25 protein-coding genes are annotated in these 23,647 nt (G+C 60.0%); 14 read left to right on the top strand and 11 right to left on the bottom strand.

Annotated elements, in window-relative coordinates:
- Nucleotides 1-2 precede the first annotated feature (2 nt).
- From LOY28_RS25040 to tldD, 3 genes are all read left to right on the top strand, one after another.
- The gene (locus LOY28_RS25040; protein ID WP_018927214.1) at nucleotides 3-3,806 is read left to right on the top strand and encodes a YhdP family protein; all 3,804 of its coding nucleotides are present in this window, start codon (nucleotides 3-5) and stop codon (nucleotides 3,804-3,806) included.
- A 106-nt stretch (nucleotides 3,807-3,912) separates the two neighbouring features.
- Nucleotides 3,913-4,767, top strand: coding sequence for a carbon-nitrogen hydrolase family protein (locus LOY28_RS25035; protein WP_018927213.1), 855 nt, complete (start codon nucleotides 3,913-3,915; stop codon nucleotides 4,765-4,767).
- Between the two features lie 12 nt (nucleotides 4,768-4,779).
- Nucleotides 4,780-6,222, top strand: coding sequence for a metalloprotease TldD (gene tldD / locus LOY28_RS25030; protein ID WP_018927212.1), 1,443 nt, complete (start codon nucleotides 4,780-4,782; stop codon nucleotides 6,220-6,222).
- A 60-nt stretch (nucleotides 6,223-6,282) separates the two neighbouring features.
- Here tldD and yjgA read toward each other — a convergent pair whose 3' ends face one another.
- A complete protein-coding gene (gene yjgA, locus LOY28_RS25025) occupies nucleotides 6,283-6,807 on the bottom strand; it encodes a ribosome biogenesis factor YjgA (protein ID WP_007941230.1) in 525 nt (174 codons plus the stop codon).
- A 108-nt stretch (nucleotides 6,808-6,915) separates the two neighbouring features.
- On the opposite strand from yjgA, the gene pmbA reads away from it, so the two are divergent.
- Entirely contained in the window at nucleotides 6,916-8,262 is a 1,347-nt protein-coding gene (gene pmbA, locus LOY28_RS25020) for a metalloprotease PmbA (RefSeq protein WP_018927211.1), read from the top strand.
- Nucleotides 8,263-8,391: 129 nt separating this feature from the next.
- Here the strand turns inward: pmbA and LOY28_RS25015 are convergent, their stop codons facing one another.
- The 10 genes from LOY28_RS25015 to LOY28_RS24970 all read right to left on the bottom strand — a co-directional run bounded on the left by LOY28_RS25015 (nucleotide 8,392) and on the right by LOY28_RS24970 (nucleotide 15,413).
- Entirely contained in the window at nucleotides 8,392-8,664 is a 273-nt protein-coding gene (locus tag LOY28_RS25015; RefSeq protein ID WP_018927210.1) for an HPr family phosphocarrier protein, read from the bottom strand.
- A 15-nt stretch (nucleotides 8,665-8,679) separates the two neighbouring features.
- A complete protein-coding gene (gene rapZ / locus LOY28_RS25010) occupies nucleotides 8,680-9,537 on the bottom strand; it encodes an RNase adapter RapZ (RefSeq protein ID WP_018927209.1) in 858 nt (285 codons plus the stop codon).
- A 2-nt stretch (nucleotides 9,538-9,539) separates the two neighbouring features.
- Entirely contained in the window at nucleotides 9,540-10,004 is a 465-nt protein-coding gene (ptsN, locus tag LOY28_RS25005; protein ID WP_018927208.1) for a PTS IIA-like nitrogen regulatory protein PtsN, read from the bottom strand.
- 12 nt (nucleotides 10,005-10,016) lie between these two features.
- Nucleotides 10,017-10,325 (bottom strand): ribosome hibernation-promoting factor, HPF/YfiA family, encoded by a 309-nt coding sequence (hpf, locus tag LOY28_RS25000; protein ID WP_007941242.1) that lies wholly within the window; start codon nucleotides 10,323-10,325, stop codon nucleotides 10,017-10,019.
- Nucleotides 10,326-10,399: 74 nt separating this feature from the next.
- On the bottom strand, nucleotides 10,400-11,893 hold the full coding sequence (locus tag LOY28_RS24995; protein WP_064620307.1) for an RNA polymerase factor sigma-54: 1,494 nt from the start codon (nucleotides 11,891-11,893) through the stop codon (nucleotides 10,400-10,402).
- A 184-nt stretch (nucleotides 11,894-12,077) separates the two neighbouring features.
- Complete coding sequence (gene lptB, locus LOY28_RS24990) at nucleotides 12,078-12,803, bottom strand: LPS export ABC transporter ATP-binding protein (protein ID WP_018927206.1); 726 nt, start codon at nucleotides 12,801-12,803, stop codon at nucleotides 12,078-12,080.
- Nucleotides 12,803-13,348 (bottom strand): lipopolysaccharide transport periplasmic protein LptA, encoded by a 546-nt coding sequence (gene lptA, locus LOY28_RS24985; protein WP_019581168.1) that lies wholly within the window; start codon nucleotides 13,346-13,348, stop codon nucleotides 12,803-12,805. Before lptA ends, lptB begins: the two co-directional genes overlap by 1 nt.
- Nucleotides 13,335-13,907, bottom strand: coding sequence for an LPS export ABC transporter periplasmic protein LptC (gene lptC / locus LOY28_RS24980; protein WP_018927204.1), 573 nt, complete (start codon nucleotides 13,905-13,907; stop codon nucleotides 13,335-13,337). The genes lptA and lptC overlap by 14 nt, the downstream gene beginning before the upstream one ends.
- 7 nt (nucleotides 13,908-13,914) lie before the next feature.
- Nucleotides 13,915-14,439, bottom strand: coding sequence for an HAD family hydrolase (locus LOY28_RS24975; RefSeq protein WP_018927203.1), 525 nt, complete (start codon nucleotides 14,437-14,439; stop codon nucleotides 13,915-13,917).
- Entirely contained in the window at nucleotides 14,439-15,413 is a 975-nt protein-coding gene (locus LOY28_RS24970) for a KpsF/GutQ family sugar-phosphate isomerase (RefSeq protein ID WP_018927202.1), read from the bottom strand. Before LOY28_RS24970 ends, LOY28_RS24975 begins: the two co-directional genes overlap by 1 nt.
- Nucleotides 15,414-15,689: 276 nt before the next feature.
- Between LOY28_RS24970 and LOY28_RS24965 the strand changes: the two genes are divergently transcribed.
- From LOY28_RS24965 to hisC, 10 genes are all read left to right on the top strand, one after another.
- The gene (locus LOY28_RS24965) at nucleotides 15,690-16,499 is read left to right on the top strand and encodes an ATP-binding cassette domain-containing protein (protein WP_018927201.1); all 810 of its coding nucleotides are present in this window, start codon (nucleotides 15,690-15,692) and stop codon (nucleotides 16,497-16,499) included.
- Complete coding sequence (gene mlaE / locus LOY28_RS24960; protein ID WP_026286502.1) at nucleotides 16,499-17,296, top strand: lipid asymmetry maintenance ABC transporter permease subunit MlaE; 798 nt, start codon at nucleotides 16,499-16,501, stop codon at nucleotides 17,294-17,296. The genes LOY28_RS24965 and mlaE overlap by 1 nt, the downstream gene beginning before the upstream one ends.
- The gene (gene mlaD / locus LOY28_RS24955; RefSeq protein WP_007941252.1) at nucleotides 17,296-17,763 is read left to right on the top strand and encodes an outer membrane lipid asymmetry maintenance protein MlaD; all 468 of its coding nucleotides are present in this window, start codon (nucleotides 17,296-17,298) and stop codon (nucleotides 17,761-17,763) included. Before mlaE ends, mlaD begins: the two co-directional genes overlap by 1 nt.
- Before the next feature lie 11 nt (nucleotides 17,764-17,774).
- Entirely contained in the window at nucleotides 17,775-18,428 is a 654-nt protein-coding gene (locus LOY28_RS24950) for a phospholipid-binding protein MlaC (RefSeq protein WP_018927198.1), read from the top strand.
- Complete coding sequence (locus LOY28_RS24945; protein ID WP_018927197.1) at nucleotides 18,425-18,730, top strand: lipid asymmetry maintenance protein MlaB; 306 nt, start codon at nucleotides 18,425-18,427, stop codon at nucleotides 18,728-18,730. Before LOY28_RS24950 ends, LOY28_RS24945 begins: the two co-directional genes overlap by 4 nt.
- 114 nt (nucleotides 18,731-18,844) lie before the next feature.
- A complete protein-coding gene (locus tag LOY28_RS24940; RefSeq protein ID WP_018927196.1) occupies nucleotides 18,845-19,084 on the top strand; it encodes a BolA family protein in 240 nt (79 codons plus the stop codon).
- A 22-nt stretch (nucleotides 19,085-19,106) separates the two neighbouring features.
- The gene (gene murA / locus LOY28_RS24935) at nucleotides 19,107-20,372 is read left to right on the top strand and encodes a UDP-N-acetylglucosamine 1-carboxyvinyltransferase (RefSeq protein ID WP_018927195.1); all 1,266 of its coding nucleotides are present in this window, start codon (nucleotides 19,107-19,109) and stop codon (nucleotides 20,370-20,372) included.
- A gap of 126 nt (nucleotides 20,373-20,498) precedes the next feature.
- On the top strand, nucleotides 20,499-21,134 hold the full coding sequence (gene hisG, locus LOY28_RS24930) for an ATP phosphoribosyltransferase (RefSeq protein ID WP_007941260.1): 636 nt from the start codon (nucleotides 20,499-20,501) through the stop codon (nucleotides 21,132-21,134).
- Nucleotides 21,135-21,259: 125 nt separating this feature from the next.
- Entirely contained in the window at nucleotides 21,260-22,585 is a 1,326-nt protein-coding gene (gene hisD / locus LOY28_RS24925) for a histidinol dehydrogenase (RefSeq protein WP_018927194.1), read from the top strand.
- A gap of 2 nt (nucleotides 22,586-22,587) precedes the next feature.
- Nucleotides 22,588-23,640, top strand: a complete 1,053-nt coding sequence (gene hisC, locus LOY28_RS24920; RefSeq protein WP_096479549.1) for a histidinol-phosphate transaminase — start codon at nucleotides 22,588-22,590, stop codon at nucleotides 23,638-23,640.
- Nucleotides 23,641-23,647: the final 7 nt, after the last annotated feature.

Genomic DNA, 23,647 nt, shown 5'->3' with positions numbered 1-23,647 from the left:
ACGTGGACGGTCTGACACGCATTTTGGCCGCATTGACCCGCTGGGGTCTGGGCCTGTGCGCGTTGGTTTTGGTGTTGATGGCGCTGTTCGTCAGTCTCGGCCGGGAGCTGACACCGCTGGTGGCCGAATACCGTGCCGACGTCGAAGCCAAAGCCAGCGCCGCCGTGGGCATGCCGCTGCACATCGGCGAACTGGAGGGCAACTGGAGCGGCCTCGCCCCGGTGCTGCTGGCCCATGACGTGATGGTCGGCGAGGGCTCCAATACCTTACGCCTGGACAAGGTGCGCGCGGTGCCGGATCTGTGGGCCAGCCTGCTGGCGCGCGAAATACGCATCGCACATCTGGAGCTCAACGGCCTGAAGATCAGCCTCAAGGAAGGCGAGGACGGTCATTGGGCGCTGGAAGGGTTGCCGGTGCGGCAGGATCAGCCGCTGGACCCGGAGCAGTTGTTCAATAGTATGCAGATGGTCCAGCAATTGTCGGTGCTCGACAGTCAGGTGACCTTGCAGCCACTGGATCAGCCGCCGCTGACCCTGACCTACGTCGGCCTCAATCTGAGAACCGGTGTGTCGCGTCAGCGCCTCGACGCCCGCTTGACCCTGCCCGACGGTCAGCCGGTTGCGATGAGCCTGCGCACCCGTATCCGCGCCAGCCAGTGGCAGGATGGCGAGGTTGAGGCTTACTTGAGCCTGCCGCAAAGCGATTGGTCGAAATGGTTGCCTGAGCGCCTGACCCAACAATGGAATTTCTCCGAGATCAAGGCCGGTGGCGAGCTCTGGGTGAACTGGCGCGAGGGCGCCCTGCAAAGTGCGGCGATCCGTTTGAACGCGCCGCAACTCAACGGCGCCTACGCCGAGCGCAAGCCGATCCAGATCAACAATCTGGCGCTTAACGGCTATTTCCAGCGCAGCTCCACAGGCGTCCTGGTAACCCTGGATTCCCTGGCGATGAGCCTGGGTGAAACCCGCTGGGAATCGAAACTGCAATTTCAACAAACCGCGGCGACCGACGAGACGCCAGAGCTTTTGCATCTGCAAGCCGATCGCATCGACCTCACGCCGCTCACCCCGTTGCTGAACGCATTGGGGCCGCTTCCGGAAGGTGTCGCTACGGCCGTCGAGCGGCTCAAGGTCACCGGGGTATTGCGCAACGTGCTGATCGACTTGCGCCCTGCGGCTACCGATGACAGCAAATTCAGCTTTGCCGCCAATCTGGAGCGGGTCGGCTTCGACGCCTATCACGGTGCACCGGCGGCGCGAAACGTCAGTGGCAGCATCAGCGGCGATCTCGGGCAGGGTGAGTTGCGCATGGACAGCAAGGATTTCTCCCTGCACCTGGACCCGATTTTCGCCAAGCCATGGCAGTACATTCAGGCCAATGCGCGGTTGAACTGGAAGCTCGATAAAGAAGGGTTCACCCTGATCGCGCCGTACCTGAAGGTGCTGGGCGAAGAGGGCAAGATTGCCGGCGACTTCCTGATTCGCCTGCATTTCGATCACACCCAGGAAGACTACATGGACCTGCGGGTCGGCCTGGTCGACGGCGACGGTCGCTATACCGCCAAGTACCTGCCGGCCGTGTTGAGCCCGGCGCTGGACGAATGGCTGCGTACGGCGATTCTCAAAGGCGCGGTGGATGAAGGTTTCTTCCAGTATCAGGGATCGCTGAACCATGGCGCCCCGGAAACAGCTCGCAGCATCAGCCTGTTTTTCAAGGTTCACGATGCCGAGCTGGCGTTTCAACCGGGTTGGCCGCATGTCAGCAAGGTCAGTGGCGATGTGTTCATCGAAGACAGCGGCGTGCGGATTCTCGCGGACAAGGGCCAATTGCTCGACACCCAGGTCAACGACGTCTACGTCAATATTCCCCATGTGCCTGCCGGACAGAGTCCCCACCTGTTCCTCGATGGAGGGTTCGCTGGCGGATTGGGCGATGGCCTGAAGATTCTGCAGGAAGCACCGATCGGCACCGCCGACACGTTCGCCGGCTGGGAGGGCGAGGGCGATCTGCAAGGCAAGCTCAACCTGGATATCCCGCTGGTCAAAGGTGAACAACCGAAAATCCTCGTCGACTTCAAGACCGACAAGGCTCGCTTGAAACTTCGCGAGCCCGTCCTGGAACTGACACAGCTCAAGGGCGACTTCCGCTTCGACAGCGCCAAGGGGTTGAGTGGGCAGAAGATCACCGCGCGAGCGTTTGACAAGCCCGTGACCGCGCAGATTTTTGCCGATGGTAGCGCGGGCAAGCTCAACACTCGGGTCACTGCGGCGGGTCAGGTCGAAGTCAAGAAACTCACCGAGTGGCTGAACGTCACTCAGCCGCTGCCGGTGTCTGGTGTAGTCCCTTATCAGCTGCAACTGAACCTTGATGGCGCCGACAGCCAATTGATCGTCAGCTCCAATCTCAAAGGCGTGGCGGTGGATTTGCCGGCGCCGTTCGGCATGGCGGCGGATGTCGGTCGCGACACCGTGTTCCGCATGACCCTGCAAGGACCGGAGCGGCGTTACTGGGTCAACTACGGTGAGCTGGCGAACTTCACGTTTGCGGCTCCGACCGGCAATTTCGTCGACGGTCGCGGTGAGTTGTTTCTCGGCGGTGGTGATGCTGTGCTGCCCGGCAACAAAGGCCTGCGCGTGCGCGGTGTACTGTCCGAGCTGGATGTGTCTCCCTGGCAGGATCTTGTCAGCAAGTATGCTGGCCAGGATCCAGGCGGCAGCGCCAAGCAATTGCTCAGCGGCGCGGATTTCAAGGTTGGCAAGCTCAGCGGTTTCGGCACCACCCTTGATCAGGCGTCGGTGCAGTTGACGCGCAAGCCGGCCGCCTGGGCGCTGCAACTCGACAGTCAGCAGGCCAAGGGCACCGTCGGTATTCCCGATGCCAAAGCCACACCGATTGCGGTCAATCTGCAATACGTACGTTTGCCGGCCCCAGACCCGACGGTGCTGGCCGACGAGAATTCTCCGGATCCGCTGGCCACTGTGGACCCGACGAAAATCCCGGCGCTGGATATCACCATCAATCAACTGTTCCAGGGGCAGGACCTGGTGGGCGCCTGGCTATTGAAAGTTCGCCCGACCGGCAAGGGCATCGCCCTCAACTCCCTGGATATGGGCCTCAAGGGCATCTTCCTGCAGGGCAACGGCGGTTGGGAAGGCACACCCGGCAATTCCAGCAGTTGGTACAAGGGCCGGGTCAGTGGCAAGAACCTCGCCGACGTGCTCAAGGGCTGGGGCTTTGCGCCGAGCGTCACCAGTGAAGAGTTTCACATGGATGTCGACGGTCGCTGGCCTGGCTCACCGGCGTGGCTGGCCACCAAGCGCTTCTCCGGCAGCCTTGATGCGTCGCTCAATAAAGGTCAGTTTGTTGAAGTCGAGGGCAGCGCCCAGGCTCTACGGGTATTTGGCCTGCTCAACTTCAACTCCATTGGCCGCCGCTTGCGCCTGGACTTTTCCGACCTGTTCGGCAAAGGCTTGAGCTATGACCGGGTCAAAGGGCTGTTGGTCGCGAGCAACGGGGTCTACGTGACCCGTGAGCCGATCCGGCTGACCGGCCCGTCGAGCAACCTGGAACTCAACGGCACCCTGGACCTGGTGGCTGATCAGGTCGATGCCAAGTTGCTGGTGACCTTGCCGGTGACCAACAATCTGCCGATTGCCGCGCTGATCGTCGGTGCGCCAGCCGTCGGTGGGGCGCTGTTCCTGATCGATAAGCTGATCGGTGACCGCGTGGCGCGCTTTGCCAGCGTCAGATACACGGTCAAAGGTCCGTGGAAAGAGCCGAAAATCACCTACGACAAGCCTTTTTGAAAAGCCACTTTCCAAGCCTATGGAGTAGCATGGCCGTAAGTCCCCTGCAGGAGCTGCCGCAGGCGGCTCCTACAGGTATGTGTTGATTCCAGATAAGGAAATGGCCATGTCTGTAGCAGTCATTCAAATGGTCAGCCAGAGCGACGTGCTGGCCAATCTGGCCCAGGCCCGTCGTCTGCTTGAGCAGGCAGCGTCCGGTGGCGCGCGGCTTGCCGTGCTGCCGGAAAACTTCGCAGCCATGGGGCGTCGCGACATTGGCGACATTGGTCGCGCCGAAGCGCTGGGCGAAGGCCCGATCCTGCCGTGGTTGAAACAGACCGCCCGCGACCTCAAGTTATGGATAGTGGCCGGCACGTTGCCGTTGCCGCCGGCGGATCAACCGATGGCCAAAGCGCATGCGTGCTCGTTGCTGGTGGATGACCAGGGCGAGACCGTGGCGCGGTACGACAAGCTGCACCTGTTCGACGTGGACGTGGCGGACAATCGCGGGCGTTATCGCGAATCCGATGACTATGCTTATGGCAGTGGCGTGGTGGTTGCCGATACGCCGGTCGGTCGAGTCGGCCTGACGGTGTGTTACGACTTGCGCTTCCCGGAGCTGTACAGCGAATTGCGTGCTGCCGGCGCGGAATTGATTACCGCCCCGTCGGCCTTTACCGCGGTGACCGGCGCGGCCCATTGGGACGTGCTGATTCGCGCGCGGGCCATCGAGACTCAATGTTACGTGCTCGCGGCCGCCCAGGGTGGCACTCATCCGGGACCGCGAGAAACCTTTGGTCATGCCGCGATAATCGATCCATGGGGGCGCGTGCTGGCACAACAGGATCAGGGCGAGGCCGTGCTGCTGGCCGAACGCGACAGAAGCGAACAGGCGGCCATCAGGGCGCGGATGCCGGTGTCCACTCACCGGCGCTTTTTCTCGCAGGGCGCTCAGCGACCTGCATCAGAACGACGAATTTAAGGCGTAAAGCATATGAGCGAGTTGTTGTCCTCTGTCAGTGAACACCTCCTGGCGCCCGGCGGCGTAACGATCGAGAGCCTACAGGGTGTGCTCGGCGATCTGGCCGGCCCGGGCATCGATGCCGCCGACCTGTATTTCCAAGGGCAGATTTCCGAGTCCTGGGCGCTGGAAGACGGGATCGTCAAGGAAGGCAGTTTCAACCTCGACCAGGGTGTCGGCGTGCGTGCGCAATCGGGTGAAAAAACCGGTTTCGCCTACAGCAATGCGATCACCCTCGAAGCGCTGGGCGCGGCGGCCCGTGCGGCCCGTTCGATCTCCCGGGCCGGGCAGAATGGCACCGTGCAGGCGTTCACTACCCAGGATGTCGCTCAGTTGTACGGGCCGGACAACCCGCTGGAAGTGATGACCCGCGCCGAGAAAGTCGAGCTGCTCAAGCGTATCGACGTGGCGACCCGGGCCCTCGACCCGCGTATCCAGCAAGTCACCGTGAGCATGGCCGGAGTCTGGGAGCGGATTCTGATCGCCTCCACCGATGGTGGCCTGGCGGCGGATGTGCGGCCGCTGGTGCGTTTCAACGTCAGCGTGATCGTCGAGCAGAACGGTCGTCGTGAGCGCGGCGGCCATGGCGGTGGCGGTCGTACCGACTACCGCTATTTCCTCAGCGAAGACCGCGCCATGGGCTATGCCCGTGAAGCGCTGCGTCAGGCACTGGTGAATCTGGAAGCCATCCCGGCGCCGGCCGGTACGTTGCCGGTGGTGTTGGGTTCGGGTTGGTCCGGCGTGTTGCTGCACGAAGCCGTCGGTCACGGTCTGGAAGGGGATTTCAACCGCAAGGGCAGTTCGGCCTACAGCGGGCGCATGGGCGAGATGGTTGCATCGAAGCTTTGCACCATCGTCGATGACGGCACCCTCGCCGGCCGCCGAGGTTCACTGAGCGTCGACGACGAAGGCACGCCGACCGAGTGCACCACGCTGATCGAAAACGGCGTGCTCAAAGGTTACATGCAGGACAAGCTCAACGCGCGCCTGATGGGCGTGGCCCGCACCGGCAACGGTCGTCGTGAATCCTACGCGCACCTGCCGATGCCGCGCATGACCAACACTTACATGCTCGGTGGCGAAAGCGACCCGGCGGAAATCATCGCCTCGGTGAAAAAAGGCATCTACTGCGCCAACCTCGGCGGCGGTCAGGTGGACATCACCAGTGGCAAGTTCGTGTTCTCCACCAGCGAGGCGTACCTGATCGAAGACGGCAAGATTACTGCACCGGTCAAAGGCGCGACGTTGATCGGCAACGGGCCGGAAGCCATGAGCCGGGTGTCGATGGTTGGTAATGATCTGGCGCTGGACAGCGGTGTGGGAACGTGTGGCAAGGATGGGCAGTCGGTGCCGGTGGGTGTCGGCCAGCCAACGCTGAAAATCGATGCGATCACCGTGGGTGGCACAGGATCGTAAGGGGCTCTTGAAAGCGTGAAGCTTCGGGTGAGTTGCGAGGCAACTCACCCGATTCGGGACTTAACGCAAACCGCGTTGAGTCTCGTCCAGCTCACGGATGTACTTGAAGATTTTACGGCTCGAAGCCGGTGGCTTGTTGGTCGCCAGTTCGTGCTGGGCCTGACGGATCAGGGAGCGCAATTGTTGACGATCGGCCTCCGGGTAATCGACGACGAACTTCTCCAGGACGGCGTCGTCGCCTGCGATCAAGCGATCGCGCCAGCGTTCCAGGCCGTGGAAACGTTCGTTGTACTGCCGGGTGGAGGCATCGAGTTGATCGAGCAGGGTGAGAATGGCGCCAGTGTCCTGATCGCGCATCAGCTTGCCGATAAACTGAAGGTGCCGTTTACGCGCGATGTTCGCGGTGTGCTTGGGCGCATCGGCCAGAGCCCGGCGCAAAGCGTCGGTCAACGGCAGTTTTGCCAGCAGGTCAGGCTTGAGTGTTGTAAGGCGCTCGCCGAGGTCAACCAGAGCATGCAGCTCGCGTTTGACCTGGGATTTGCTTTTTTCTCCCGTATCGAGGGAGTCGTCGTAAGAATCAACCATGGTGGCCGTCCGCAAAGAAACGCCGCCATGATAACCAGTCGGGGGCCGCTTGTCCGGCCCGGTCGCTCGATGACCGTTACCGAAAGCAGAATTTGAGTGGAGAACAGCATGAGTGCAGTTGAAAGCGTCGGCCCACAAGCGTTGCCGGCACTGCAAGAGCAAGTCGAGCAGATCATTGCTGAAGCCAAGCGCCAAGGCGCCAGTGCCTGTGAAGTGGCGGTGTCGCTGGAGCAGGGCCTGTCGACCACGGTGCGTCAGCGGGAAGTCGAAACCGTTGAGTTCAACCGCGACCAGGGCTTTGGCATCACCTTGTACGTAGGGCAGCGCAAAGGCTCGGCCAGCACCTCGGCCAGCGGTTCGGAAGCGATTCGCGAAACCGTCGCTGCTGCGCTGGCGATTGCCAAGCACACGTCCGAAGACGAAGCCGCAGGCTTGGCGGATGCCGCGCTGATGGCCAAGGAACTGCAGGATTTCGACCTGTTCCACCAATGGAGTATCACACCGGAGCGAGCCATCGAGCAGGCCCTGGCCTGTGAAGCGGCGGCGTTTGCCGCCGACAGTCGGATCAAAAACGCCGACGGCACCACCCTCAGCACTCATCAGGGTTGCCGTGTGTACGGCAACAGCCACGGTTTTATCGGCGGTTACGCCTCGACCCGTCACAGCCTCAGCTGCGTGATGATCGCCGAAGCCGATGGCCAGATGCAGCGTGATTACTGGTACGACGTGAACCGGCAGGGCAATTTGTTGGCCAGCCCGGAGAGCATCGGCCAGCGTGCCGCGCAACGGGCGGCGAGCCGCTTGGGCGCACGCCCGGTACCGACCTGCGAAGTGCCGGTGCTGTTTTCTGCGGAACTGGCCGGCGGTTTGTTCGGCAGTTTCCTCTCGGCGATTTCCGGCGGCAGTCTGTATCGCAAGTCTTCGTTCCTCGAAGGCACGCTGGGGCAGAAACTGTTCCCGCAATGGCTGACCATCGATGAACGTCCGCACTTGATGCGCGCTTTGGGCAGCTCTGCCTTCGACGGCGATGGCCTGGCGACCTACGCCAAGCCGTTCGTGGAAAACGGCGAGCTGGTGTCCTATGTGCTTGGCACCTATTCCGGCCGTAAGCTGGGCATGCCGAGCACCGCGAATGCGGGCGGCGTGCACAACCTGTTCGTCACCCATGGCGATGAAGATCAGGCGGCCCTGTTGCGCCGCATGGGTCGTGGTCTGCTGGTCACTGAATTGATGGGGCAGGGCCTGAACATGGTCACTGGCGATTACTCCCGTGGCGCAGCGGGTTTTTGGGTCGAGAACGGCGAAATCCAGTTCGCGGTCCAGGAAGTGACTATTGCCGGCAACATGCGCGACATGTTCAAGCAGATCATTGCGGTCGGTAATGACCTGGAATTGCGCAGCAACATTCGCACAGGTTCGGTGTTGATCGAGCGGATGACGGTGGCGGGTAGTTAAGCTGCGGTTGCTGCACAAAAAAATGCGCCACCCGATCGGGTGGCGCTTTTTTTTTTGGATCAAAATATCGCAGTTTCGTCAGCGCCTACGCATCCGTGGGCGCAATCGAAAGCCGTAATTCATTGATCTTTATTCGCCTTCGTCGAAGAAGTTGTTGATCAGCGCCACCAGTGCATCCATAGCTTCCTGCTCTTGTTCACCTTCGGTTTTCAGGTGGATTTTGGTGCCCTTGCCGGCCGCGAGCATCATCATGGCCATGATGCTTTTGCCATCGACCATCGTTTCCGGTGTACGGCCAGCCCTGATCTGGCAAGGGAACTGCCCGGCGACGCCAACGAATTTTGCAGACGCGCGGGCATGCAGGCCCAGCTTGTTGATGATTTCGATTTCCAGAGCAGGCATCGCGATGTGAATCCTTTAGCTGAGGTCGCGGTGGCGAACCTGGACGTTCTTCAGGGATTGTTGCAGGACCTGGCCCAGACGTTCGGTCAGGTAGACAGAGCGGTGATGCCCGCCGGTGCAGCCAATGGCAATGGTGACATAGGCGCGGTTGCTGGCGGCAAAGCGGGGCAGCCACTTGAGCAGGTAGGAGGAAATGTCCTGGAACATTTCCTCGACATCCGGCTGCGCCGCCAGGTAGTCGGCCACCGGTTGATCGAGCCCGGACTGTGCCCGCAGCTCCGGTTTCCAGTAAGGGTTAGGCAGGCAGCGCACGTCGAACACCAGATCGGCGTCCACCGGCATGCCACGCTTGAACCCGAAAGACTCCACCAGAAACGCAGTACCGGGCTCCGGCTGATTCAGCAGGCGCAGCTTGATGGTATCGCGCAGCTGATACAGGTTCAGATTGGTGGTGTTGACCTTGAGGTCGGCCAGGTCGGCGATCGGCCCCAGCAGATTGGTTTCGTCCTCTATCGCCTCCGCCAGCGAGCGATTGGCACTGCTCAGCGGGTGACGACGGCGGGTTTCCGAAAATCGTTTGAGCAGGGTCTCTTCATCGGCGTCCAGATACAGCACATCGCACTGGATATGCCGGCTGCGGACTTCTTCCAGCAATTCGGGAAACCGTGACAGGTGGCTCGGCAAGTTGCGTGCATCGATGGACACGGCCACCAGAGGTTGTGCCAGTTCGGTGTGAATCAGTGCGCGTTCGGCCAGTTCCGGCAACAGACCGGCCGGCAGGTTGTCGATGCAGTAGTAGCCGTTGTCCTCGAGAACATCGAGGGCAGTGCTTTTACCTGAGCCGGAGCGGCCGCTGACGATGATCAGGCGCATGATTAGTGACCGTTTTGCTCGTCCAGGACAACCTGATACAAGGCTTCGTTGCTCGGGGCGCTGCGCAGTTTTTCACGCACTTCCTTGCGATCAAGCATGCTGGCGATCTGGCGCAGCAACTCCAGGTGCGCATCGGTGGCGGCTTCGGGGACCAGCAGTACAAACAGCAGGTCAACCGGGGCACCGTCGATGGCGTCGAAATCGATGGGTGCATCCAGGTGCATCAAGGCACTGATGGGCGATCCGCAGCCCTTGAGACGGCAGTGGGGGATGGCGATACCGTTGCCAAAGCCGGTGGAACCGAGTTTTTCACGGGCGACCAGACTCTCGAAGACATCCTGCATGGCCAGATCCGGCACTTCGCGATGGATGAGGTTGGCAATTTGCTCGAGGGCTTTCTTTTTACTGCCGCCCGGCACGTTCACCAGGGAACGGCCGGGGGTCAGGATGCTTTCAAGTCGGATCATGGGTTGGGAGTGTTAACGACCGGTCGCGCCCTGGAGGAGGCTCTGGGTCTTTTCCTTATGCTTTTTGAGTTGTTTATCCAGCTTGTCGGTCAGTGCGTCGATCGCTGCGTACATATCGGTATGTTCCGCGTTAGCGACCACCTCATTGCCGGGAATATGCAGCGTGGCTTCGATTTTCTGCTTGAGCTTCTCGACCGTCATCGTGACCTGCACGTTGGTGATCTTGTCGAAATGCCTCTCTAATCGTTCGAGTTTTTCGCCGATGTAGGTGCGAAGAGGTTCGGTCACTTCCAGTTGGTGTCCACTGATGTTGACTTGCATACAGCTTCTCCTTCGTTGCCAGTGCATAAAGCGGTAGATCCGATGATCTACCACTGGAACGCTGTGGCGTGGCTCTACATCAACCGCTTGCGTTCGCTCGAAGGCGCGATTCCTAGGGATTCGCGGTACTTGGCGACGGTGCGGCGAGCCACCTGAATGCCTTGTGCCTCCAGTAAACCAGCGATCTTGCTGTCACTCAACGGCTTTTTCTGATTTTCCGCGGCAACCAGTTTTTTGATGATCGCGCGGATCGCCGTAGACGAGCATTCACCGCCTTCGGAGGTACTGACGTGGCTGGAAAAAAAGTATTTCAGTTCATAGATGCCCCGTGGGGTATGCATGAATTTTTGCGTGGTCACCCGTGAAATCGTCGATTCGTGCATGCCCACCGCTTCAGCGATGTCATGCAGCACCAGCGGTTTCATGGCCTCGTCGCCGTACTCCAGGAAGCCGCGTTGATGCTCGACGATCTGGGTGGCCACTTTCATCAGGGTTTCGTTGCGGCTTTGCAGGCTCTTGATGAACCAGCGAGCCTCCTGCAACTGATTACGCATGAAGGTGTTGTCAGCGCTGGTATCGGCGCGGCGTACGAAGCCGGCGTATTGGGCGTTGACCCGCAGGCGCGGCACCGACTCCTGGTTCAGTTCCACCAGCCAGCGCTCGTTGTCCTTGCGCACGATCACGTCGGGAACGACGTATTCGGCTTCGGTGGACTCGATTTGCGAACCCGGGCGCGGGTTGAGGCTCTGGACCAGTTCGATCACCTGGCGCAGTTCATCTTCCTTGAGCTTCATGCGGCGCATCAGCTGGCTGTAGTCGCGGCTGCCGAGCAAGTCGATGTAATCGGTGACCAAGCGCTTGGCCTCGGTCAGCCAAGGGGTCTTGGCGGGCAGTTGGCGCAGTTGCAGCAGCAGGCATTCACCGAGGTTGCGGGCGCCGATACCGGCGGGCTCGAATTGCTGGATGCGGTGCAGGACGGCTTCGATTTCGTCCAGTTCGATGTCCAGTTCCGGATCGAAGGCCTCGAGGATTTCCTCGAGGGTTTCGTCCAGATAGCCCTGATTGTTGATGCAGTCGATCAGGGTCACGGCGATCAGGCGATCGGTGTCGGACATCGGTGCCAGGTTCAGTTGCCAGAGCAAATGGCTTTGCAGGCTTTCACCGGCCGAAGTACGGGTGGTGAAATCCCACTCGTCGTCATCGTTGCTCGGCAGGCTGCTGGCGCTGGTCTGGTAGACGTCTTCCCAGGCGGTATCGACAGGCAATTCGTTGGGAATGCGCTCGTTCCAGTCGCCTTCCTCAAGGTTATCCACCGTCGGGGCGGTTTCCTGGTAGGAGGGTTCCTGAATGTCGGTGTTGGGTTGCTGTTCGGCTTTGTCGGCCAAGGGGTCTGCGTTATCGAAGTCGTCGCCTTCTTCCTGGCGTTCGAGCATCGGATTGGACTCCAGGGCCTCCTGGATTTCCTGTTGCAGGTCCAGGGTCGACAATTGGAGCAGGCGGATGGCCTGTTGCAGCTGCGGTGTCATCGTCAGCTGCTGGCCCATTCTCAAGACTAGCGATGGTTTCATGGCAGGGGCTTAACACCTTATTCGCCGGCGCACATGCGCCATCCACTACAGGGCGCCGAAGCGCCAAACATAAGCAAATTATATGCCTGAAACTGAAGTGTTTGCCTAGAGCGCTGTAACAATAAAAAACTATTGATTTTTTATTGATATGAGCATCAAGGCGACTGGCCAGGCACCTCAGCGCTTACAGGCGGAACTCATGGCCCAGATACACTTCCTTGACCAGTTCGTTGGCCAGGATGGTGGCGGAGTCGCCTTCAGCGATCAGCTGGCCATCGTTGACGATGTAGGCGGTTTCGCAGATGTCCAGGGTTTCACGGACGTTGTGGTCAGTGATCAGCACGCCAATGCCTTTGGCCTTGAGGTGATGGATGATCTGCTTGATGTCGCCCACCGAGATCGGGTCCACGCCGGCGAAGGGTTCGTCGAGGAGGATGAATTTCGGGTTGGTGGCCAGTGCCCGGGCGATTTCCACCCGACGGCGTTCACCACCGGACAGGCTCATGCCAAGGCTGTCGCGGATGTGGTGAATGTGAAATTCCTGCAGCAGGCTTTCCAGCTCTTTGCGGCGACCGGCCTTGTCGAGCTCCTTGCGGGTCTCGAGGATGGCCATGATGTTGTCGGTCACCGACAGCTTGCGGAAGATCGACGCTTCTTGCGGAAGATAGCCGATACCGGCCTTCGCGCGACCATGCATCGGCTGGTGGCTGACGTCCAGGTCATCGATCAGTACGCGACCCTGATCGGCCTGTACCAGGCCCACGATCATGTAGAAACAGGTGGTTTTACCGGCGCCGTTGGGGCCAAGCAGGCCGACGATCTGGCCGCTGTCGATGGACAGGCTGACGTCACGCACGACCTGGCGGCTCTTGTAGCTCTTGGCCAGATGCTGAGCTTTCAGAGTTGCCATTACTGGGTTTTCTCGTCGGTTTTCTTCTTCGGCTGGATCACCATGTCGATACGCGGACGTGCCTCGGTGACCTTGCTGCCTGTGGCGCGACCGGCGCTGGCGAGTTTTTTCACCGTGTCATAGACGATTTTTTCGCCCTGGGTGACGTTGTTGTCCTTGTCGACAACTTTGGCCTTGTCGATCAGTACGACGCGGTTTTGCGCGGCGTGATATTGGATGGTCACGCCCCAGCCCTGAACAGGCTTGGTGTCGCCAGCTGTTTGCAATTGCTCGAAGTACGCCAGGTTGCCCACCGAGGTCACCACGTCGATGTCGCCAGTCGGGGTGCGAGTGATGGTCACGGTGTTGCCGGTGACCTTCATCGAGCCCTGAGTGATGATCACATCACCTTTATAGGTGGCAACACCGTTCTTATCGTCCAGTTGGGCGTCGTCGGCCTGAATGCGGATAGGCTGCGCTTGATCGGTCGGCAGAGCCCAGGCGCTCACGCTTCCCAGTGCTGCGCTCAGACTGAGCAAAATAGGGAGGGTTTTAACGAGCCTCATACTGTCCTCTTACGTTCGATAGCAGGTGTATCCTGCTTTCTTTCAAGTACGCTTTCATTCCGTTGCCTGTCGATACACCGCCGGCGCCGTCGATTCTAACGGGTTGATCGGTCTGCGCATATTGCTGCTGCGGGAACACTGTCATACGGGTGGTGGTAATCAGGGTTTTACGGTTTTTTTCGTCGAAACGCGTGATACGTACCGAGTCGATCAACTCGACCTGGGTGCCGTCCGGGTTGACTTCGCCGCGATCGCTCTGGACGTGCCAGGGGAATTCGGTGCCGCGAAACATGTTCAGGTCAGGATTGGACAGCAACGTCACTTCGGTCGCTTTCAGGTGTTCGACCTTGTCGGACGTCATTTCGTACTGCAATTTGCCGTCCGGCAGGTACTGCACGCTGTGGGCATTGGTGGCGTAATAGTCGATCATGGCTTCATCGACATGCGCCACTGGCTTGTCGAGGAAGCGTTCCGGGCTGATGTTCCAGTAGCCGACCGCAGCGAATAGCGCCGCGATGCAACCGAATATCAGGATGTTGCGAATCTTTTTGCTCAGCATGATGGGCTCACAGGTACGCGGCGTTGGCCGCATCGAGGCGGCCCTGGGCGCGCAGGATCAATTCGCAGAACTCGCGCGCGGCACCCTCGCCGCCACGGGCCTGGGTAATGCCGTGGGCGTGTTCGCGCACGAAACCGGCGGCGTTGGCCACGGCCATGCCCAGGCCGACGCGGCGAATCACCGGCAGGTCCGGCAGGTCGTCGCCGAGGTAGGCCACTTGTTCATAGTTCAGGTTGAGTTGGGCAAGGAGCTCGTCGAGCACCACCAGTTTGTCTTCGCGACCCTGGTACAGGTGTGGAATGCCGAGGTTCTTGGCCCGTCGTTCGACCACCGGGGTCTTGCGTCCGCTGATGATAGCGGTCTGCACGCCCGCTGCCATCAGCATCTTGATGCCTTGGCCGTCGAGGGTGTTGAAGGTCTTGAATTCGCTGCCGTCTTCGAGGAAGTACAGGCGCCCGTCGGTCAGCACGCCGTCGACGTCGAATACCGCCAGTTTGATCTGTTTGCCGCGTTGCAGCAGGTCCGTGCTCATTACATTACTCCAGCGCGCAGCAAATCGTGCATGTTCAAGGCGCCGACCGGGCGGTCCTCGCTGTCGACCACGACCAGTGCGTTGATCTTGTGGTCTTCCATGATTTTCAACGCCTCGGCAGCCAGCATCTCGGCACGTGCGGTCTTGCCGTGGGCGGTCATGACCTGCTCGATGGTGGCGCTGTGGATGTCGATGCTGCGGTCCAGGGTGCGACGCAGATCGCCGTCGGTGAAGATCCCGGCAAGTTTACCGTCGGCCTCCAGAACCACGGTCATGCCCAGGCCCTTGCGGGTCATTTCCATCAATGCGTCCTTGAGCAGGGTGCCGCGCTGAACCTGCGGCAGCTCTTGCCCGGCGTGCATGACGTTTTCCACTTTCAGCAGCAGGCGTCGGCCAAGTGCACCGCCTGGGTGGGAAAAGGCGAAATCTTCAGCGGTAAAACCGCGGGCTTCCAGCAGCGCCACCGCCAGGGCATCGCCCATCACCAGAGCGGCGGTGGTCGATGAGGTTGGCGCCAGGTTCAGCGGGCAGGCTTCGTGCTCGACGTGAACGTTGAGGTTGACCTCGGCAGCCTTGGCCAGCGCTGAGTCGGGATTGCCAGTGACGCTGATCAATTTGATGCCCAGGCGCTTGATCAGTGGCAGCAGGGTTACGATTTCATTGGTGGAGCCGGAGTTCGACAGCGCCAGGATGATGTCGTCACGCGTGATCATGCCCATGTCGCCGTGGCTGGCTTCGGCTGGATGCACGAAGAACGCCGTGGTGCCGGTGCTGGCCAGGGTGGCGGCAATCTTGTTGCCGATGTGCCCCGATTTGCCCATGCCGACCACGACTACGCGGCCTTTGCTGGCCAGAATCATCTCGCAAGCGCGTACGAAATCTGCGTCGATATGGGGTAACAAGCCTTGCACGGCTTCCAGTTCGAGACGGATGGTGCGTTGTGCAGATTGAATCAGGTCGCTGGATTGGCTCATGTCAGAAATCGTATAGCCTGATGAAAAGGCGGCGATTATAACGGTAATGATCAAAACCCTCACGCAAGTTCGTCGCGGTTTGTCATTCCTTGTTACCGAAACCCTCTAAATAGATGATTTCAGGTGGTCATGTTGCTGAACGTGCCCGGCTTGGGCCTTGGGCGCTTGGCCTTTGCAGTGATATAGTTCGCCGCCAGTTCGGCCTGCCCGGGGAGGTATGTGCTTTCGTTAGAAAGCCAGGCGTCCGAGTGAGAGGCTGCATCGCAAGGAGTTTAGATGAGTGCCGATAACGCCTACGCGGTCGAGCTGAAGGGACTGACCTTCAAGCGCGGTGCGCGCAGCATTTTCAATAACATCGATATCCGCATACCACGCGGCAAAGTCACCGGCATCATGGGGCCTTCCGGGTGTGGCAAGACCACGCTGTTGCGGTTGATGGGGGCCCAATTGCGCCCCACCAGCGGCGAAGTCTGGGTCAATGGCCAGAACCTGCCGACGTTGTCGCGCAGCGATTTGTTCGATGCGCGCAAGCACATGGGCGTGCTGTTTCAGAGCGGCGCGCTGTTTACCGATCTCGATGTATTCGAGAACGTCGCCTTTCCGCTGCGTGTTCATACCACACTGCCGGAAGAGATGATTCGCGATATTGTCCTGCTCAAATTGCAGGCCGTGGGCTTGCGTGGCGCCATTGACCTGATGCCTGACGAATTGTCCGGCGGCATGAAACGTCGAGTCGCGCTGGCCCGGGCGATTGCCCTCGATCCGCAAATTCTCATGTACGACGAGCCTTTTGTCGGCCAGGACCCGATCGCCATGGGCGTGCTGGTGCGCCTGATCCGCCTGCTCAACGATGCGCTGGGCATCACCAGCATCGTGGTCTCCCACGATCTGGCCGAGACCGCGAGCATCGCCGACTACATCATTGTTGTGGGTGACGGGCAAGTGTTGGGGCAGGGCACACCCAAGGAATTGATGACTTCGCAGGAACCACGGATTCGCCAGTTCATGACTGGCGAACCCGACGGCCCGGTCGCATACCACTTTCCAGCGACGGATTACCGCGCAGATCTTCTGGGGAAGCGCTGATGCGCAAGATTTCATTAATAGAAAGAGTGCGCCGTTTCGGCCACGCCGGCATCGATGTGCTGGCGGTATTCGGGCGTTCGGCGCTGTTCCTGTTTCATGCCTTGCTCGGTCGCGGTGGCATCGGCGGCAGTTTTGGCCTGCTGGTCAAGCAACTGCATTCGGTTGGCGTGATGTCCCTGGTGATCATCGTGGTCTCCGGGGTGTTCATCGGTATGGTGCTGGCGCTGCAGGGCTTCAATATCCTGTCCAGCTATGGCTCGGAGCAGGCTGTCGGGCAGATGGTTGCGCTGACACTGCTGCGTGAACTGGGGCCGGTCGTCACGGCCTTGCTGTTCGCCGGGCGTGCGGGTTCGGCGCTGACCGCCGAAATCGGCAACATGAAATCCACCGAGCAACTGTCCAGTCTGGAAATGATCGGGGTTGACCCGCTCAAGTACATTATTGCTCCGCGCCTGTGGGCCGGCTTCATTTCCCTGCCGGTGCTGGCAATGATTTTCAGCGTGGTGGGTATCTGGGGCGGTTCGTGGGTGGCCGTCGACTGGCTGGGTGTCTATGAAGGCTCCTACTGGTCGAACATGCAAAACAGCGTGACGTTTGTCGACGATGTGCTCAACGGCATTATCAAAAGCATCGTTTTTGCCTTCGTCGTGACCTGGATCGCCGTATTCCAAGGCTATGACTGCGAGCCCACTTCCGAGGGGATCAGTCGTGCCACTACCAAGACCGTGGTGTACGCCTCTTTGGCGGTACTCGGCCTGGACTTTATTCTGACCGCCTTGATGTTTGGAGATTTCTGATGCAAAACCGCACCCTGGAAATCGGTGTCGGCCTTTTCTTGCTGGCTGGCATCCTGGCTTTGCTGTTGCTTGCGTTGCGGGTCAGTGGCCTGTCCCCGAGCCCGAGCACCGATACTTATAAACTTTATGCATATTTCGATAATATCGCCGGTTTGACTGTCAGAGCTAAAGTGACCATGGCCGGTGTGACCATTGGCAAGGTCACTGCGATCGATCTGGATCGCGACAGCTTCACCGGTCGGGTGACCATGCAACTGGAAAAGCGCGTAGATAACCTGCCGACTGACTCCACTGCATCTATCCTGACCGCTGGCCTGTTGGGTGAGAAATACATCGGTATCAGTGTGGGTGGGGAACAGGCCCTGCTCAAGGATGGTGGAACCATCCACGACACGCAGTCGTCGCTGGTGCTCGAGGACCTGATCGGTAAATTTCTGCTCAATACCGTTAGCAAAGACGCCAAATGAGGAGCTTTTCAATGATCTCTATCTTGCGACGTGGCCTGTTGATATTGCTCGCAGCCTTGCCGTTGATGGCTAACGCCATGGCGGCGCAGTCGGCGCACGATCTGGTTCAGGACACCACGACCCGGATGCTCGCCGACCTGTCGGCCAATAAAGAGAAGTACAAGCAGGATCCACAAGACTTTTATACGGCGTTGAACACCATCGTCGGTCCTGTGGTGGATGCCGAGGGCATTTCCAAAAGCATCATGACCGTCAAATACTCGCGCAAAGCAACGCCCGAGCAAATGAAGACGTTTGAAGAAAACTTCAAAAAAGGTCTGTTCCAGTTTTATGGCAACGCATTGCTCGAATACAACAACCAGGGCATTACTGTTGAGCCTGCCAAGGATGAATCGGGAGACCGTACCAGCGTTGGCATGACGGTCAAAGGCAGCAGCGGCGCGATCTATCCCGTGTCTTACACACTCGAAAAGATCAACGGCGAATGGAAGCTGCGTAACGTCATCATCAACGGCATCAATATCGGCAAGCTATTCCGCGATCAGTTCGCTGATGCGATGCAGCGCAATGGCAACGACCTGGACAAGACCATCAATGGTTGGGCCGGGGAAGTCGCCAAAGCCAAGGAAAACACCGAAAAAGCTGTCGAGAAGAAAGCCCAATGAGTGAGTCGGCCATTCGCATGAGCGAAACCGGCGAGCTGCTGCTCAGCGGTGTGCTGGATTACCGGACCGGCCCGAACTTGCGCAAGCAGGGGCAGGTGCTGATCAAGTCCAGCAAGGCGCCTGCGCTGGTGGTCGATTGCTCCGCAGTGGAGAAGTCCAGCAGTGTCGGCTTGTCGCTGCTGCTGTGCTTCATGCGCGATGCCCAGGTGGCCGGCAAGGCCGTGAGCATTCGCGCGATGCCCGAAGACATGCGCAAAATCGCTCAGGTCAGCGAATTGACCGAGCTGTTGGCGCACCCCTGAACCGCATCTATAAAGAAGCCCCCCGTCAGAGTCCTGCTTCGCGGGGTTCGCAGGCGCGGGGCTTTTTTGTATGATGTCCGACCCGCGCGCACAGGGCGCCGATTGAGGTTGAGCATGCAGGCCGTAGAAGTGAAGAGCTTCCTTGAAGGAAAGCTGCCAAACACGAAGGTGGAAGTTGAAGGCGAAGGCTGCAATTTCCAGCTTAACGTGATTAGCGATGAACTGGCGGCGTTGAGCCCGGTGAAGCGCCAGCAGCAGGTCTATGCCCATTTGAACCCGTGGATTGTCGATGGCAGCATCCATGCGGTCACTATGAAATTTTTCAGCAGCGCGGCCTGGGCCGAGCGCACCTGAGCCCAAGGGCGTCGAGATTCTTATGGATAAATTGATTATTACTGGTGGCGCTCGTCTTGACGGCGAGATCCGCATCTCCGGGGCAAAGAACTCTGCCTTGCCGATCCTGGCTGCCACCTTGCTGTGCGATGGCCCCGTGACCGTGGCCAACCTGCCGCACCTGCACGACATCACCACCATGATCGAGCTGTTCGGTCGCATGGGCATCGAGCCTGTGATCGACGAGAAACTCAGCGTCGAAATCGACCCACGCACCATCAAGACCCTGATCGCGCCGTACGAACTGGTTAAAACCATGCGCGCCTCGATCCTGGTGCTGGGCCCGATGGTTGCCCGTTTCGGTGAAGCCGAAGTTGCACTGCCTGGCGGTTGCGCCATCGGTTCGCGTCCGGTTGACCTGCACATCCGTGGTCTTGAAGCCATGGGCGCGGTCATCGATGTCGAAGGCGGCTACATCAAGGCCAAGGCCCCTGAAGGCGGCCTGCGCGGTGCGCACTTCTTCTTCGACACCGTCAGCGTGACCGGTACCGAGAACATCATGATGGCGGCCGCTCTGGCCAAGGGCCGCAGCGTTCTGGCCAACGCCGCTCGCGAGCCTGAAGTCGTCGACCTGGCGAACTTCCTGAACGCCATGGGCGCGAAGGTTTCCGGCGCCGGCACCGACACCATCACCATCGATGGCGTCGAGCGTCTGCACACGACCACTTACAAAGTGATGCCTGACCGTATCGAGACCGGCACCTATCTGGTGGCGGCAGCGGTCACCGGCGGGCGTGTGAAGGTCAAGGACACCGATCCGACCATCCTCGAAGCCGTTCTGGAAAAACTTCGTGAGTCGGGCGCCGAAATCACCACCGGTGAAGACTGGATCGAGCTGAACATGCACGGCAAGCGGCCGAAAGCCGTCAACGTGCGGACCGCTCCATACCCGGCGTTCCCGACCGACATGCAAGCGCAGTTCATCTCCCTCAACGCCATTGCCGAAGGCACTGGTGCTGTGATCGAGACGATCTTCGAAAACCGTTTCATGCACGTTTACGAACTGCACCGCATGGGCGCGCACATTCAGGTTGAAGGCAACACCGCCATCGTCACCGGCATCGAAAAGCTCAAGGGCGCGCCAGTCATGGCCACCGACCTGCGTGCTTCGGCCAGCCTGGTGATCTCGGCGCTGATCGCCGAAGGCGATACCCTGATCGATCGCATCTACCACATCGACCGTGGTTATGAGTGCATCGAAGAGAAGCTGCAGATGCTCGGCGCCAAGATCCGCCGCGTACCGGGCTAGTTTCTGCTGCATGGGCGCAGGGACGCGTCCGTTGATTTGTTGAAGTCGAGCCGGTTTCCGGCTCGATGTGTGTCCGGCGCCGTTTGCGACCGGGCATGAGTACCTTGATAAGGACTGACGTTTCCCATGTTGACTATCGCACTGTCCAAGGGCCGCATCCTTGACGACACCCTGCCGCTTCTGGCTGAAGCGGGCATCGTGCCGACCGAGAATCCGGACAAGAGCCGCAAGCTGATCATCCCCACGACCCAGGCCGATGTGCGCTTGCTGATCGTGCGTGCCACCGATGTGCCGACCTATGTCGAGCATGGTGCCGCCGATCTGGGCGTCGCCGGTAAAGACGTGCTGATGGAATACGGCGGCCAGGGTCTGTACGAACCGCTGGACCTGCAAATCGCCCAGTGCAAACTGATGACGGCCGGTAAAGTCGGCGCAGTCGAGCCCAAGGGCCGTCTGCGCATTGCCACCAAGTTCGTCAATGTCGCCAAGCGCTACTATGCCGAACAGGGTCGTCAGGTCGACATCATCAAGCTCTACGGCTCGATGGAACTGGCGCCGCTGATCGGCCTGGCGGACAAGATCATCGACGTGGTCGACACCGGTAACACGCTGCGGGCCAATGGCCTGGAGCCACAGGATTTCATCGCTGCCATCAGCTCCCGTCTGATCGTCAACAAGGCGTCGATGAAAATGCAGCATGCCCGTATCCAGGCGTTGATCGACACCCTGCGCAAGGCAGTGGAGTCTCGACACCGCGGCTGATTCACCTGCGCGACCTTGAGTCGCGCCCGTCTATCCGCCTCATAGCCAGAATTCTCGGGTGCCCAAGCGGATCAACGGCTAGCTTAGGGCGCCCGAGTTTTTGCCAATCCTATGAGGCTCTCGCTATGACCGCACCGACTGCAATTCGCCGACTCAACGCTGCTGACCCGGATTTCGCACATCATCTGGATCATCTGCTGAGCTGGGAAAGTGTGTCTGACGACTCGGTCAATCAGCGGGTGCTGGACATCATCAAGGCCGTGCGCGAGCGTGGCGATGCGGCGGTGGTCGAGTTCACCCAGAAGTTCGATGGCCTGCAAGTGGCGTCCATGGCGGACTTGATCCTGCCGCGCGAACGCCTGGAACTGGCATTGACCCGCATCACCGTGCCTCAGCGCGAAGCCTTGGAAAAAGCCGCGACCCGTGTGCGCAGCTACCACGAAAAGCAGAAACAGGACTCCTGGAGCTACACCGAAGCCGATGGCACGGTGCTGGGCCAGAAGGTCACGCCACTGGATCGCGCCGGCCTGTATGTGCCGGGCGGCAAGGCGTCCTACCCGTCCTCGGTGCTGATGAACGCGATTCCGGCCAAGGTGGCGGGCGTGACCGAAGTGGTCATGGTCGTGCCGACCCCGCGCGGTGAAGTCAACGAACTGGTGCTGGCCGCAGCCTGCATCGCCGGCGTCGACCGGGTGTTCACCATCGGCGGCGCCCAGGCAGTTGCGGCGCTGGCTTACGGCACCGAAAGCGTGCCGAAGGTCGACAAAGTGGTTGGCCCGGGCAACATCTATGTCGCCACCGCCAAGCGCCACGTGTTCGGCCAGGTCGGCATCGACATGATCGCCGGTCCGTCGGAGATTCTGGTGGTGTGCGACGGCCAGACCGATCCGGACTGGATCGCCATGGACCTGTTCTCCCAGGCCGAGCACGACGAAGACGCCCAGGCGATTCTGGTCAGCCCGGACGCCGAGTTCCTCGACAAGGTCGCGGCAAGCATCGCCAAACTGCTGCCAACCATGGAGCGCGCCGAGATCATCGAAACCTCGATCAATGGCCGTGGTGCGCTGATCAAGGTTCGCGACATGGAACAGGCCATCGAAGTGGCCAACCGCATTGCCCCAGAGCACCTGGAGCTGTCGGTCGCGGATCCACAGGCCTGGCTGCCGCAGATCCGTCACGCCGGCGCGATCTTCATGGGCCGCCACACTTCCGAAGCCCTGGGCGACTACTGCGCAGGTCCGAACCACGTATTGCCGACCTCCGGCACTGCGCGCTTCTCCTCGCCGCTGGGTGTTTACGACTTCCAGAAACGTTCGTCGATCATCTTCTGCTCCGAGCAGGGTGCCTCCGAACTGGGCAAGACCGCCTCCGTACTGGCCCGTGGCGAATCGCTGAGCGCTCACGCCCGCAGTGCTGAATACCGCATTCTTGATGACAAGCAGGGGAACTGAACATGAGTAAATTCTGGAGCCCGTTCGTCAAGAATCTGGTGCCTTATGTGCCGGGCGAGCAGCCGAAACTGGCAAAACTGGTGAAGCTCAACACCAACGAAAACCCGTACGGTCCATCGCCAAAAGCCCTGGCGGCGATGCAAACCGAACTGAACGACAACCTGCGTCTGTACCCGGACCCGAACAGCGACCTGCTCAAGCAAGCCGTTGCCAAGTACTACGGCGTGCAGGGCAATCAGGTGTTCCTCGGTAACGGTTCCGATGAAGTCCTGGCGCACATCTTTCACGGTTTGCTGCAGCACGATAAACCGCTGCTGTTCCCGGACATCAGCTACAGCTTCTACCCGGTTTACTGCGGGTTGTATGGCATCAAGTTCGATGCGGTTGCGCTGGACGAACAGTTCCAGATCAACCCGGCGGACTATGCCAAGCCGAACGGCGGGATCATCTTCCCGAACCCGAATGCGCCGACCGGTTGCCTGTTGGCACTGGACGCTGTTGAGCAAATCCTCAAGGCCAGCCCGGATTCGGTGGTCGTGGTGGATGAGGCTTACATCGACTTCGGCGGTGAAACGGCGATCACGCTGGTGGACCGTTATCCGAACCTGTTGGTGACGCAGACCCTGTCCAAGTCCCGTTCCCTGGCCGGCCTGCGGGTTGGCCTGGCCGTGGGGCACCCGGATCTGATCGAGGCACTGGAGAGGATCAAGAACAGCTTCAACTCCTACCCGCTGGATCGTCTGGCGATTGTGGGGGCTGCGGCGGCGTTCGAAGATCGCGAGTATTTCGACAAGACTTGCCGGTTGGTCATCGAGAGTCGGGAGCAAGTGGTCGCGCAACTGGAAGCGAAAGGGTTTGAAGTGTTGCCGTCGGCGGCGAACTTCATTTTCGCCCGTCATCCGAAGCACGATGCTGCGGGGCTGGCGGCGAAGTTGCGTGAACAGGGCGTGATTGTTCGGCACTTCAAGCAAGAGCGGATTGCCCAGTTCCTGCGGATTTCCATCGGCACGCCGGAGCAGAATCAGGCACTGATCGACGGCCTCGGCGACCTCTAGACCAAAA

It is taken from the genome of Pseudomonas sp. B21-017, from assembly GCF_024749245.1.
In the GTDB taxonomy this organism is placed as follows: domain Bacteria; phylum Pseudomonadota; class Gammaproteobacteria; order Pseudomonadales; family Pseudomonadaceae; genus Aquipseudomonas.
Note: the sequence above shows the minus strand (reverse complement) of the source record. Positions and strands in the feature narration are given on the sequence as shown.